Here is an 11,838-nt window from a genome sequence, read left to right as displayed (position 1 = left end):
AAATTTACAATACATTCATCTTAAATTAACAATAGTACACTATAGTAAGTAGTGTAATAACTAAATACAAATTATTCGTCTATTCAATTAGGAGGACTTTTACAATGAAAAAGTGGCAATTAGTAGGTTCAACAACTGTTTTAGGTACTGCATTACTTTTAGGAGCATGTGGTGGAGCAGCTGAAAAGAAAGATGACAACGCATCATCTGAAGATAAAGGCGCTAAAACAGAAACATCTGGTAAAAAAGTTTCAGGTAAAGTAAGTGGTGATGGTTCTACAACTGTAGCTCCTATCGTTGAAAAAATTAACGAACAATTTAACACTGAAAACCCAGATGTAACAGTTGCTATTGGTACATCAGGTACAGGTGGCGGATTCGAGAAATTCATCAAAGGTGAAACTGACTTCTCTAACGCTTCTCGTGAAATTAAAGATGAAGAAAAGAAAAAATTACAAGATGCTAAAATTGATTACACTGAATTCAAAATTGCAACTGACGGTTTAACTGTTGCAGTTAATAAAGATAATGATTTCGTTGATTACTTAACATTCGAAGAGTTAGCTAAAATCTACTCTGGTAAAGCGAAAACTTGGAAAGACGTTCGTGCTGACTTCCCAGCAGATGAAATCAAAGCTTTCTCTCCTGACCAATCTCACGGTACTTATGACTTCTTTAGTGAAGCAGTTTTAGACAAAGGTGAAATTAAAGCAGAGAAAAACGCTGACACTAACGTAATCGTTAAATCTGTTGAAGATAACAAAGCAGGTATCGGTTTCTTCGGTTATAACTTCTACCAAGAAAACAAAGATAAATTAAAAGCTGTTAAGATCCAAAAAGAAGGTAAAGGTGAAGGTGTAGAAGCAACTGAAGCTACAGTTAAAGATGGTTCTTACCCATTAAGTCGTCCTTTATTCATCTATGCTAAAAATGATTCATTAAAGAAAAATGAAGCGTTCAAAGCATTCATGAAATTTACTTTAGAAAAAGCAAAAGATGCTTCTAAAGAAGCTGGTTATGTACCATTAGAAGATAAATTATACGAAGAAGACTTAAAGAAATTAGAAGAAGTTAAATAATTATTAACTTAATAATTATACTTAAATATGAAATATTTCAAAAGGGACGAAATCTTTCGTCCCTTTTAAAATGAAGGAGTCTAAACTATGGAAAATAAACTTTCTGTACAAGATTTGATTGCTCAGAACAAGAGCAAAGGATCTTCAAAAAACATCATTGAAAAAATGATTCCAACGATTTTAGCTGTTATTGCTTCAATTTCTATTTTGACTACAATTGGTATATTGATTACGTTGTTAACAGAAACTATTACATTCTTTACGCGTATTCCTATTAGTGAGTTTATTATGGAAAAAGAATGGAATGCATATGGGCAAGACCCTAAATTTGGTATTATCGCTTTAATATTAGGAACATTAAAAGTTACAATTATTGCAACGATTTTTGCTGTACCTGTTGGACTTGGTGCTGCACTATATTTAAGTGAATATGCTAGTGATAGAGCACGAAGAATTATTAAACCAATTTTAGAAATATTAGCCGGTATTCCAACAATTGTTTATGGTTTCTTTGCATTAACGTTCGTTACACCGTTATTACGTTCATTCTGGACGGATTTAGGTAGCTTCAATGCCATTAGTCCAGGCTTAGTTATCGGAATTATGATTGTACCGATGATTGCATCACTATCTGAAGATGCGATGAGTGCTGTGCCTCAAGCCATTCGTGAAGGCGCTTTAGGATTAGGTTCAACAAAGCTAGAAACTGCAATAAAAGTAGTATTTCCTGCAGCGTTGTCTGGAATATTAGCTTCAATCGTATTAGCAGTATCTCGTGCGATCGGTGAAACGATGATCGTGTCACTTGCAGCAGGTAGTTCACCTGAATTCTCACTTGACTTTACGAATTCATTACAGACAATGACTGCATTTATCGTACAAGTTGCTACAGGTGATGCAACATTTGGATCAGATATTTATTATAGTATTTATGCAGTTGGATTTACGTTATTTGTGTTCACATTAATCATGAACTTCATTTCACAATGGATTACTAGAAAATTCAGAGAGGAGTATTAAGATGGAATTAATTAATCAGGAAACGGTTAAAAAGAATCTCTCTGGCAGACTTACTAAAAATAGCATCGTTAAATTTTTATTTTTCTTATGTACAATGATCGGATTGGTTGTACTTGCAATTCTTTTATTTGATATTATTCGTAAAGGTGCAGGGTATTTAACACCACAATTCTTTACTAATTTCTCTTCTACAACACCACAAAAAGCTGGTATTAAAGGTGCCTTAATCGGTACGTTATGGTTAATGATGACGATTGCACCGATTGCAGTAACATTAGGTGTTGCAACAGCAATTTATATGGAAGAATATGCGAAGGATAATATGTTTACGCGTTTTATTAAAGTAAACATTGCGAACTTAGCTTCAGTACCTTCAGTTGTTTTCGGTTTATTAGGATTAACATTATTCGTCCGTGGGGCGGGTATTGAATCACTTTCATTAGGGAAGTCTGTATTAGCAGCGGCATTAACAATGTCACTAATGATCTTACCGGTTATTATCGTATCAAGTCAGGAAGCGATTAGAGCGGTACCTGGTGCTATTCGTGAAGCATCATTAGGATTAGGGGGAACGAAATGGCAGACCATCACTAACGTCGTATTGCCAGCATCTATTCCAGGGATTTTAACAGGTACAATTTTAGCGTTATCTCGTGCGATTGGTGAAACGGCACCATTAGTTGTAATCGGTATTCCAACGATCTTCATGAAAACACCAGATAGTATTATGGATAGATTCCAGGCACTTCCGATGCAAATTTTTACTTGGGCAAAATTGCCAAAAGCAGAGTTCCAATTTGTATCTTCTGCAGCGATTATCGTGTTATTAATCATCTTAATTGCAATGAACTCAATTGCCATTTACATTCGAAATAAATATCAGAAAAAATTCTAGTCATAATTTGAGAGGGGTCTAACAATGAATAACAAAGTTAATGTGACAGATAATGTTACAAAAAATGAAAAAGTTATCGTAACTACTGCAACAGTGAATGAGCAGGATAAAAAAGAACGCAACATCGTTACGGGTGAAACGCCAAACCCAACAAATCGTAATATCGTTTATCAAACGAAGAATTTAGATTTATGGTACGGTGATCATCATGCATTACAAAATATCAATCTTGATATATTAGAAAATGAAGTTACAGCAATTATCGGGCCATCAGGCTGTGGTAAATCAACATACATTAAAACTTTAAACCGTATGATTGAATTAGTACCAAGCGTTAGAACTTCTGGTGAAATTCTTTACCGTGGAGAAAATATCTTTGATAAGAGTTATAAAGTAGAGCATTTAAGAACGCGTGTTGGTATGGTATTCCAAAAGCCAAATCCATTCCCAAAATCAATTTATGATAACATCACATATGGTCCACGTATTCACGGTATTACAGATAAAAAAATCTTAGATGAAATCGTAGAAAAATCATTACGTGGTGCTGCAATCTGGGATGAAACAAAAGATAGACTTGATAAAAATGCTTACGGATTATCAGGTGGACAACAACAACGTATTTGTATAGCGCGTTGTTTAGCGATTGAACCAGATGTTATCTTAATGGATGAGCCAACATCTGCATTAGACCCAATCTCAACGTTAAAAGTTGAAGAATTGGTACAAGAAATTAAAGATCAATATTCAATTATTATCGTAACACATAACATGCAACAAGCTGCTCGTATTTCTGATAAAACAGCGTTCTTCTTAAATGGATATGTTAATGAATACGATACGACAGATAAAATCTTCTCTAATCCAGCAGATGAACAAACAGAAAGATATATCTCAGGAAGGTTTGGTTGATATTATGCGCGAAATATACGAAGAAAGTTTAAATCATTTAACAGTATCAGTCCAAGAGCTAGCTCAGGAAGTTTATAAAGTCATTGAACGTAGCGTGAATGTACTAAGTGATAGTGAAGTGAATCATGCACGTGAAATTATAAAGCATGATGAAGTAATTAATGAAATGGAACACAATATCAATGAGCAAATTATCTCATTGATTACAAAACAACAACCGATCGCAACTGATTTAAGATTGATTTTGTCAAGTACAAAAATTGCTTCTGAATTAGAGCGAATCGGCGACAATGCTTCTAACATTGCAAAAATTCGTAAACGTGTCCAATTCGAAGATACGTATATATTAACGCGCTTAAAAACAATGGGTAAATTAAGCATGTTAATGTTGGCAGATTTAGAAGTAGCTTATCAAAACAAAGACGTTAATTTGGTTAAAGAGATTATTGAAAGAGATCAGGATATTGATGATTTATATAAAGAAATTATCAATACGACTTACTTAATTGATAATGATCCATATATTTCAGGTCAAGCGCACTTAGCAGGGCGTTACCTTGAAAGAATTGGTGATCACATCACGAATATCGCTGAAAGCCTTTATTTCACGATTACCGGTGAAAGATTTAACCAAATCACAAATTAATACTAGATAAATCATGCGACACATGTTATTATAGAAAAGTCGTATGGATATTTAGAAACGTGAGGAGGGAACAACTATGCGCGTTAATGTTACTTTAGCTTGTACTGAATGTGGAGAAAGAAACTACATTACTAAAAAAAATAAACGTAATAACCCAGAACGTATTGAAATGTCAAAATACTGTGCAAGAGACAATAAAAAGACTTTACACAGAGAAACTAAATAATTTTTGAGCAGACATGATTTTCATGTCTGTTTTTTATTGCGTTTATTTCTCTTTTGACTATTGTATAATGTATATATGAGGTGATGTTATGACTAGCGCTGATGAAAAGAAAAAACTAAGAAATGCAATGCTAAAGAAACTAAATCATCAAGAAGATAAATATCTTAAAGAAAATAAATTAATAAAACAATTGATTGTACATCCCAAATTTGAACAGGCCCAATCTATTGGAATAACATTAAGCATGGCACATGAGCTTGATACACGGTTTGTAATTCGTTATGCACAACTTATGGGTAAAGCAGTGTACGTACCTTTCTGTGACTATAAAGAAAAGCAAATGTACTTCGTACAATATACAGACCCTAATGATATAATACAAGATTCATTTGGCATTGATATTATGGCGCATACAAAGCGTAAAGGTGCACATCCTGACTTATTAATTGTACCTGGTGTCGTCTTTAATCAAGATGGCTATCGAATTGGATACGGTGGCGGTTATTACGATAAATTTTTAAGTCAATATGCGGGCAGTACAATCAGTTTAGTATTTGAAATACAAATGGATGACGTTATTATAGAACAACACGATATCCCGGTGGAAACAATCATAACAGAAAATAGAATCATTGAAGTAGAGGCGAAGCCATGATAGTAGAAAAAAGAGTATGGAAAATTATTTATGAATATATAAAGTACACAAGTTATAATTTTTTTACAATTTCAGAATCACGCGATGATATTTGGTTATATAGTCGTGAACAGCAAACATTAAAACGCATTATTTTAAGCAAGCAAACAGCCCAATCTACATTGTTTATGGTTCAAAAAATAATGGATCATCATGATGAAATTGAAACGACTTTAGGCAATCCAATAAATCATTATGAATTGATATTAATCGGTCAGGAAGTGCAATTGAACGAAATGCCGATGAATATTAAAATAACGTCATGTACAGATGCGAAAACTTTAAGTCAAGCGTTATATACGCCATTTAAAGCCATTACAAATAAAACAAAACCACAATCTATCGCATGGTATCAAAAGAGAATTATTAATCAAAATCAAATAGATACTGCTATGATAAAATTCGCACCGATTACATATATATTGATACTACTTAATATTATGAGTTTTATTTTTATGAGTGTATGGCAAATAACGCATAAAGTTGATACGATTGTGGAAAAAGGCGGCTTAACCCATTTTAATTTCGTACACGGTGATTATTACCGGTTAATCAGCTCGATTTTTATGCATTTTGATTTTCAGCATTTACTATTTAATATGATGTCATTGTTTATATTAGGCAAGCTTGTTGAATTTTTATTCTCAAAATGGCAATACGTATTGATATATATAGGTGGCGGTATTGTAGGCAACCTCGTGTCTTTGACTTTTGATACGCAATCTATCTCAGTAGGTGCGAGTGGAGCAATTTGTGCATTGTTAGGTGCGTTATTTGCATATTTAATGTTTAGTGGCAAATTTGAAAAGAAATTTATTTTGCAAGTCATTGTTTTCAGCATCATTTATCTGGCGATGAGTGCCTTGTTTGCAAATGTTAACAACTATGCCCATTTTGGTGGTTTATTTGGTGGGTTATGTATAGCGATATTAATGTATTTATTTCAACAGAAAAATCGTTTCGCGAAATGGTTGTTATGTGCATTTATTATTTTAAATGTGCTGTTATTATTTAATATATTTTCTGAAGAAGAGCATCATATTTATAATGAATATGCATTGAAAGCGATAGAAGATGGACGTGATCAATATGCTCAGGATATATTGAATGAAACAGTTAAAAAAGGTTATGAAAATGATGAAACATATGTCTATTTAGGTTTATTAAAATCAAAAGAAGAAAGTTTATCTAATGGTATCACTTTATGGAAAAAAGGATTAAAAGCTTTTCCTAACAGTGATAAATTAAATTATCAAATGGCATTAGCGATGCGAGCATTAGATGATTACGAATCAGCTGATAAATATTTAAAAAAAGCAATAGAGCATAATAAAAAGCAGGAATATGAGACATTACAAAAAGAAATAAAAGAATTCAGGTGATGATATGCAATCATTTTATGATGTGCAACAGTTATTAAAACAATATGGAATTATTATTTACTTCAAAGATGAGCACGATACGCTCGAGATGATGAATCAAGAACTTAAATCTTTACATGAAGCACATATCATTACAAACGAACAATTTATTCAGGCACGGTTGATATTAAACCAGAGAAAGATGGGGAAATTATGATCATTTTAGCAGCAGATATTGGTGGTACTACTTGTAAATTAGGTGTCATGAATACATCACTTGAAATATTGCATAAATGGGAAATCCCAACGAAGACCGACAATAATGGGGAAAGTATTTTAAAAAATGTTTATGATTCTTTCGTCATCAATGCAAAACATAAAAATTATAATATGAATGAGGCGGTCGGTGTCGGACTTGGCGTGCCCGGTCCTGTTGATTTTGAAACTGGTGTTGTGAATGGTGCAATAAATTTGAACTGGCACGGTAAAATAAATATTAAGGCCCAATTTGAACAAATGAGTGGTTTACCGGTATATGTAGATAACGATGCGAATGTTGCAACACTAGGTGAGAAATTTAAAGGTGCAGGTCAGAATGAACGTGATGTGATATGCGTAACGCTTGGCACCGGCGTCGGTGGCGGAATCATCAGTAATAATGAATTAGTCCATGGTCATAATGGATCAGGTGGTGAACTCGGTCACTTTAAAGTTGATTTTAAAGAGCGTTTCCAATGTAACTGTGGTAAAAAAGGATGCCTGGAAACGGTAGCGAGTGCCACTGGTGTAGTAAACTTAGCTTATCATTATTACGAGGAACTCCAGTTCCAAACGTCAATTGAAGCAGCGTTAAATAATAAAAGTTTACAGGCAAAAATGGTATTCGATGCAGCAAAAGCAGGAGATGAATTTGCGACGTATGTGATTAAAAAAGTCGCACGTAATTTAGCATATGCATTAAGCGTGTTCAGTGTCGTTACGAACCCGAAATATATTATCATAGGCGGGGGCGTTTCAAAAGCCGGTGACTTTCTTATTCGACATATTGAATCGTATTATCGCGATATTACATTTACGCCAGCCGCACAAGGCACAAATATCGTTACAGCAACATTAGGAAATGATGCAGGTATTATTGGAGCTGCAGGATTAATAAAACAATATGTATTAAAGGAGCAATCATAATGGCAATAATCGATGTCGTCGTCATCCCTTTAGATGGGCAATCTATTAGTGTGAGTAAATATATAGCAGAGATACAAATCATATTAGAAGCGTTGAAACAAGAAGGAAAAATTGATTATCAATTAACGCCTATGAGTACTTTAATAGAAGGTGATCTGCATGAATGTTTAATGGCTTTAGAAGCAATTCATGAATCGCCATTTAATCAAGGTGTTGAGCGAGTATGTACGAATATTAGAATTGATGATCGACGCGATAAACAGCGTAAAATGAAAGACAAAATTGATGCGGTTAACAAACATTTAAAATAAAAAACCAGGACTTGAAGTCCTGGTTTTTTAGTGGTGTAATATCGGATATCCGTAAGTAAAGATAGTAGCAAGTGAAAAGAAACCAAATGATAACGTTGCTAATAATCCGAAGATAATTCCTAATACATTTTTAGTTTTGAATGCATTCAGTAATGCTTTGATAGAAAGGAAAAATACTGCTAACATTAATAGTGCAAAGATATTGACACCAATATGAATTTTTATACCAAAAATTTCAAATAATTCGCCTGTGTTTATAAACGGCATAACATAACCCCCATGAAATTACTTTTATTATCATTAATATTGTATAATTAATAAATAACTTTGTCGAGTATATTTTAGGAGGAAATTAATGTGGAGAAAATTAAATTACCATTAGGACAAATTCAAACGAACTGTTATATTGTCCATAACGCTGAAGAAATATTAATCTTTGATCCCGGAGATGAACCCGAAAAGATTATCAATGCCATCTTACCATTAAATAAAAAAGTTGTTGCGGTTGTATTAACACATACCCATTTTGATCATATTGGAGCTGTTGATACAATATGTGCGCATTATAACGTGCCGGTTTTTGTATCTCAAGAAGAAAGATACTGGCTGACGGATACAATTAAAAATGGTTCTGAAAAATTTAAGCAATACGGATTGGAGCCGGTAATCGCCAAAACTTCACCAAAAGTAATTAATAAAGGAATACAAACAATCAGCTCATTTACATTTGATGTACGACATACGCCTGGACATTCACCGGGTAGTTTATCATTTATATTTGATGATTTTGCAATTGTAGGTGATACACTCTTCAAAGAAAGTATTGGGCGAACAGATTTGTATGAGGGGAATACACAGCAACTGTTAAATAGTATCGATCAGCAACTCATGGTACTTGATGCACAGTTTGTCATCTGTCCAGGGCACGGTCCGAATACTACAATTCAATTTGAAAGCGATCATAATCCATTTTTAAATGGTTATTAATATGTATCAATACGATATACGATTCATATATATAATAAAAAACCTTCCATAACGGAAGGTTTTATTCGTGTCCACCAAAACTTGGTTCTAATAAGAAAGTTGAATAGTATGTAAATCCAACGAAACATACAACTAAGTACGCAGCAAAAATATACATATACATTCTTTCAGATAATTTTAAGTAACCTAATAATACAAAAAATCCAGTTTGAGCAACGAAAATGAATGACATCATTGACATACCGCCAACATAGAACATCACTGCGAAAATCGCTGTCCAGAATCCTAAAGTTTTAAAAACTTTATCCATATGGTTATTCCCCCTATATTCAAACTCTTCATATCACTTATTATTATAAAGATAAGCAATTCATAAGTAAACCTCTAATTTCGTAAAAATTATTTTGTAAATGATTGGATAGTTTCGGATGATTTTTAAGTAAAAAAATTAATTGTTACAAAAAAATAAAAAATAAAATAGATTGATTAATTTTTCCGATATAGATATTGAGGAGGGATTTATGGAGAAAATATTATACACAATATTAGATGATGCAATTGAACGTAGCGCTTCAGATATTCACTTCATGCCAGGATCAGATCTTGTGATAATTAAAATGCGTATTTATGGGGAGATGCACCCATACGATACCATTGCCGTATCACAATTTGAAAAATTACTCTCTTATTTAAAGTTTGAAACGCACTTAGATGTATCAGAAAAAAACAAAGCACAAAGTGGCATGCTCAGTTATAAAAAAAATTCAGAAATATACAACGTGAGAGCCTCAACTTTACCACAATCTGTAGGTAATGAAGCCTGTGTACTGAGAATTATTCCTGCTATGTTCAATCAGACAGCGACAGTCGAACAAAGTTTATTGCAATTAATGCATAAAGGGAGTGGATTGATATTAATCAGTGGACCAACTGGCAGTGGGAAAAGTACTTTATTGTATCAATTGCTGCAATATGCTGTGTCAAAACTTAATAAACAAATCATTGCAATTGAAGATCCGGTAGAACAACAAATTGAGGGGATCGTACAAATCAATGTAAATGAGAAAGCGAATATAACATATCAAAATTCATTAAAAGCGATATTAAGATGTGATCCAGATATCATTATGATAGGTGAAATACGCGATGCGGAAACTGCAAAAAATGTAGTAAACGCAAGTTTAAGCGGACATTTAGTGTTATCTACGATACATGCCAATACATGTCTTGGTGCATTGCACAGATTATTAGAGATGGGTGTTACACAAGTTGAATTAGAACAATGTGCGGAAATCATAATAAATCAAAGATTAGTGAATACGAAACTTGAACGTAAGCGCGTATTTGAAACATTGACCAGAAAAGATGTCAGCCATTATTTAAATCAGCAGTCATTACAATTATATGAACCGATAACTTCACAACTTAGTACATTGAAAGCAGAAGGGCTAATTACACAAATGGAGTTTGAACGCTATGCTTTGGAATAGAAATTTATTAAAAGGCTATGCAGACGATTTTTTACTTAGATTAAGTGAAATGACTGACAATGGATTTACGCAGTATGAAGCCATAAAGTTTTTATTTTCTCAATATGATGAAGTGAAGGATAAAGTTAAGACTCAAATACTACACATGTTACAAAATGGGGCATCATTATCATCTTGCTTAAAGCAATTGCAATACAGTAATCATATTGTCATGCAGATTCATTTTAGTGAATCTTTCGGTAATATAAACGAAACGTTAAGGCATTGTTATGATTACAATATTTCTCAAAAAAAATTGAGACAACAATTTATTAAAACGATTCAATATCCATGTGTACTTATTATAATATTCATCGCATTAATCATAACGGTAAATCACACTGTATTGCCTCAGTTTAAAACGATGTATAGCACGATGGGGGTTGAATTAAGTAGGGAAATTGTCATACTTACATCGATATTATACGCTCTTCCCCAACTGATTATGTATTTAATAGTAATCACCGTCTGTATTATTTTATATTATCTCTTTGTATTTAAACGTACAAACATAAAAACGCAACTATCAGTAATAAAGAAAATCCCAATTTTAAACCAGCTACATCGTCTCTATATTACTTATAGATTGAGTTCGGATTTGTCATTTTTCTTAAGTAACGGTGTCATGATGAAAAATGTCATATTGATATTAGAGGAGCAAAATGATGATTTGACGTTAAACTATATTGCTAAGTCAATCAATAAAAGTTTAATGCAAGGTGAAGCTCTGCCGGATGCGGTTGCAAAAATGAATCTATTTGAGAAGTCTATGATACATTTCATGCAGCATGGAGAAAAGAATTCAAAGCTTGATCGTGAACTTGATTATTATAGTCAATATATATTCAAAAAGTTTGAAATGAAAATATTTAAACTCATTAAAAGTATACAACCCGTAATTTTTGTCATTTTAGGTTTGCTTATTGTCGCAATGTATTTAGTCATCATATTACCCATGCTTCAAATGATGGAAGGCATAAAATAAAGGAGGAC

General features: G+C 33.0%; 16 protein-coding genes. 14 read left to right on the top strand and 2 right to left on the bottom strand.

The genetic code is table 11. The features are described 5' to 3' along the window. The first annotated feature begins 104 nt into the window (after window positions 1–104). From OCL94_RS03685 to OCL94_RS03635, 11 genes are all read left to right on the top strand, one after another. Window positions 105–1,079 (top strand): PstS family phosphate ABC transporter substrate-binding protein, encoded by a 975-nt coding sequence (locus tag OCL94_RS03685; RefSeq protein ID WP_262994689.1) that lies wholly within the window; start codon window positions 105–107, stop codon window positions 1,077–1,079. An 87-nt stretch (window positions 1,080–1,166) separates the two neighbouring features. Then, the gene (gene pstC / locus OCL94_RS03680) at window positions 1,167–2,099 is read left to right on the top strand and encodes a phosphate ABC transporter permease subunit PstC (RefSeq protein WP_262994686.1); all 933 of its coding nucleotides are present in this window, start codon (window positions 1,167–1,169) and stop codon (window positions 2,097–2,099) included. Between the two features lies 1 nt (window position 2,100). After that, a complete protein-coding gene (gene pstA / locus OCL94_RS03675) occupies window positions 2,101–2,994 on the top strand; it encodes a phosphate ABC transporter permease PstA (RefSeq protein ID WP_262994684.1) in 894 nt (297 codons plus the stop codon). A gap of 24 nt (window positions 2,995–3,018) precedes the next feature. Further along, complete coding sequence (gene pstB / locus OCL94_RS03670) at window positions 3,019–3,906, top strand: phosphate ABC transporter ATP-binding protein PstB (protein ID WP_262994682.1); 888 nt, start codon at window positions 3,019–3,021, stop codon at window positions 3,904–3,906. A gap of 4 nt (window positions 3,907–3,910) precedes the next feature. Further along, a complete protein-coding gene (phoU, locus tag OCL94_RS03665) occupies window positions 3,911–4,552 on the top strand; it encodes a phosphate signaling complex protein PhoU (RefSeq protein ID WP_262994680.1) in 642 nt (213 codons plus the stop codon). Window positions 4,553–4,628: 76 nt separating this feature from the next. Next, window positions 4,629–4,778, top strand: coding sequence for a 50S ribosomal protein L33 (gene rpmG / locus OCL94_RS03660; protein WP_096076353.1), 150 nt, complete (start codon window positions 4,629–4,631; stop codon window positions 4,776–4,778). 88 nt (window positions 4,779–4,866) lie between these two features. Next, window positions 4,867–5,433 (top strand): 5-formyltetrahydrofolate cyclo-ligase, encoded by a 567-nt coding sequence (locus OCL94_RS03655; protein ID WP_262994678.1) that lies wholly within the window; start codon window positions 4,867–4,869, stop codon window positions 5,431–5,433. After that, window positions 5,430–6,854 (top strand): rhomboid family protein, encoded by a 1,425-nt coding sequence (locus OCL94_RS03650; RefSeq protein WP_262994676.1) that lies wholly within the window; start codon window positions 5,430–5,432, stop codon window positions 6,852–6,854. Before OCL94_RS03655 ends, OCL94_RS03650 begins: the two co-directional genes overlap by 4 nt. Window positions 6,855–6,858: 4 nt before the next feature. After that, window positions 6,859–7,050: a YqgQ family protein gene (locus tag OCL94_RS03645; RefSeq protein WP_262994674.1), complete on the top strand. Its 192-nt coding sequence runs from the start codon at window positions 6,859–6,861 to the stop codon at window positions 7,048–7,050. Beyond that, window positions 7,047–8,018 carry an ROK family glucokinase gene (locus OCL94_RS03640; RefSeq protein WP_262994672.1) on the top strand — a complete coding sequence of 324 codons (972 nt, stop codon included), beginning with the start codon at window positions 7,047–7,049 and terminating at the stop codon, window positions 8,016–8,018. Before OCL94_RS03645 ends, OCL94_RS03640 begins: the two co-directional genes overlap by 4 nt. Further along, window positions 8,018–8,329: an MTH1187 family thiamine-binding protein gene (locus OCL94_RS03635; RefSeq protein WP_262994670.1), complete on the top strand. Its 312-nt coding sequence runs from the start codon at window positions 8,018–8,020 to the stop codon at window positions 8,327–8,329. The genes OCL94_RS03640 and OCL94_RS03635 overlap by 1 nt, the downstream gene beginning before the upstream one ends. 27 nt (window positions 8,330–8,356) lie before the next feature. On the opposite strand, the gene OCL94_RS03630 is transcribed toward OCL94_RS03635, so the two are convergent. Further along, window positions 8,357–8,596 carry a DUF2759 domain-containing protein gene (locus OCL94_RS03630; protein WP_262994668.1) on the bottom strand — a complete coding sequence of 80 codons (240 nt, stop codon included), beginning with the start codon at window positions 8,594–8,596 and terminating at the stop codon, window positions 8,357–8,359. A 90-nt stretch (window positions 8,597–8,686) separates the two neighbouring features. Between OCL94_RS03630 and OCL94_RS03625 the strand changes: the two genes are divergently transcribed. Further along, window positions 8,687–9,316: an MBL fold metallo-hydrolase gene (locus tag OCL94_RS03625; RefSeq protein ID WP_262994666.1), complete on the top strand. Its 630-nt coding sequence runs from the start codon at window positions 8,687–8,689 to the stop codon at window positions 9,314–9,316. A 61-nt stretch (window positions 9,317–9,377) separates the two neighbouring features. Here the strand turns inward: OCL94_RS03625 and OCL94_RS03620 are convergent, their stop codons facing one another. Beyond that, window positions 9,378–9,626: a DUF2626 domain-containing protein gene (locus OCL94_RS03620; protein ID WP_262994664.1), complete on the bottom strand. Its 249-nt coding sequence runs from the start codon at window positions 9,624–9,626 to the stop codon at window positions 9,378–9,380. Between the two features lie 211 nt (window positions 9,627–9,837). Between OCL94_RS03620 and comGA the strand changes: the two genes are divergently transcribed. Beyond that, window positions 9,838–10,806: a competence type IV pilus ATPase ComGA gene (gene comGA, locus OCL94_RS03615; RefSeq protein ID WP_262994662.1), complete on the top strand. Its 969-nt coding sequence runs from the start codon at window positions 9,838–9,840 to the stop codon at window positions 10,804–10,806. Next, window positions 10,793–11,830, top strand: coding sequence for a competence type IV pilus assembly protein ComGB (comGB, locus tag OCL94_RS03610; RefSeq protein WP_262994660.1), 1,038 nt, complete (start codon window positions 10,793–10,795; stop codon window positions 11,828–11,830). The genes comGA and comGB overlap by 14 nt, the downstream gene beginning before the upstream one ends. Window positions 11,831–11,838: the final 8 nt, after the last annotated feature.

This window comes from Macrococcus capreoli (genome assembly GCF_025628935.1).
Lineage (GTDB): Bacteria > Bacillota > Bacilli > Staphylococcales > Staphylococcaceae > Macrococcoides > Macrococcoides capreoli.
The sequence above is the reverse complement of the archived record's forward strand: the minus strand, read 5'-3'. Positions and strand labels throughout refer to the sequence as shown.

What these genes read in the sequence shown, in the direction of transcription:
- OCL94_RS03685 (WP_262994689.1), top strand. Translation starts at nt 105, where the DNA reads ATGAAAAAGTGGCAATTAGTAGGTTCAACAACTGTTTTAGGTACTGCA.
- pstC (WP_262994686.1), top strand. Translation starts at nt 1,167, where the DNA reads ATGGAAAATAAACTTTCTGTACAAGATTTGATTGCTCAGAACAAGAGC.
- pstA (WP_262994684.1), top strand. Translation starts at nt 2,101, where the DNA reads ATGGAATTAATTAATCAGGAAACGGTTAAAAAGAATCTCTCTGGCAGA.
- pstB (WP_262994682.1), top strand. Translation starts at nt 3,019, where the DNA reads ATGAATAACAAAGTTAATGTGACAGATAATGTTACAAAAAATGAAAAA.
- phoU (WP_262994680.1), top strand. Translation starts at nt 3,911, where the DNA reads ATGCGCGAAATATACGAAGAAAGTTTAAATCATTTAACAGTATCAGTC.
- rpmG (WP_096076353.1), top strand. Translation starts at nt 4,629, where the DNA reads ATGCGCGTTAATGTTACTTTAGCTTGTACTGAATGTGGAGAAAGAAAC.
- OCL94_RS03655 (WP_262994678.1), top strand. Translation starts at nt 4,867, where the DNA reads ATGACTAGCGCTGATGAAAAGAAAAAACTAAGAAATGCAATGCTAAAG.
- OCL94_RS03650 (WP_262994676.1), top strand. Translation starts at nt 5,430, where the DNA reads ATGATAGTAGAAAAAAGAGTATGGAAAATTATTTATGAATATATAAAG.
- OCL94_RS03645 (WP_262994674.1), top strand. Translation starts at nt 6,859, where the DNA reads ATGCAATCATTTTATGATGTGCAACAGTTATTAAAACAATATGGAATT.
- OCL94_RS03640 (WP_262994672.1), top strand. Translation starts at nt 7,047, where the DNA reads ATGATCATTTTAGCAGCAGATATTGGTGGTACTACTTGTAAATTAGGT.
- OCL94_RS03635 (WP_262994670.1), top strand. Translation starts at nt 8,018, where the DNA reads ATGGCAATAATCGATGTCGTCGTCATCCCTTTAGATGGGCAATCTATT.
- OCL94_RS03630 (WP_262994668.1), bottom strand. Translation starts at nt 8,596, where the DNA reads ATGCCGTTTATAAACACAGGCGAATTATTTGAAATTTTTGGTATAAAA.
- OCL94_RS03620 (WP_262994664.1), bottom strand. Translation starts at nt 9,626, where the DNA reads ATGGATAAAGTTTTTAAAACTTTAGGATTCTGGACAGCGATTTTCGCA.
- comGA (WP_262994662.1), top strand. Translation starts at nt 9,838, where the DNA reads ATGGAGAAAATATTATACACAATATTAGATGATGCAATTGAACGTAGC.
- comGB (WP_262994660.1), top strand. Translation starts at nt 10,793, where the DNA reads ATGCTTTGGAATAGAAATTTATTAAAAGGCTATGCAGACGATTTTTTA.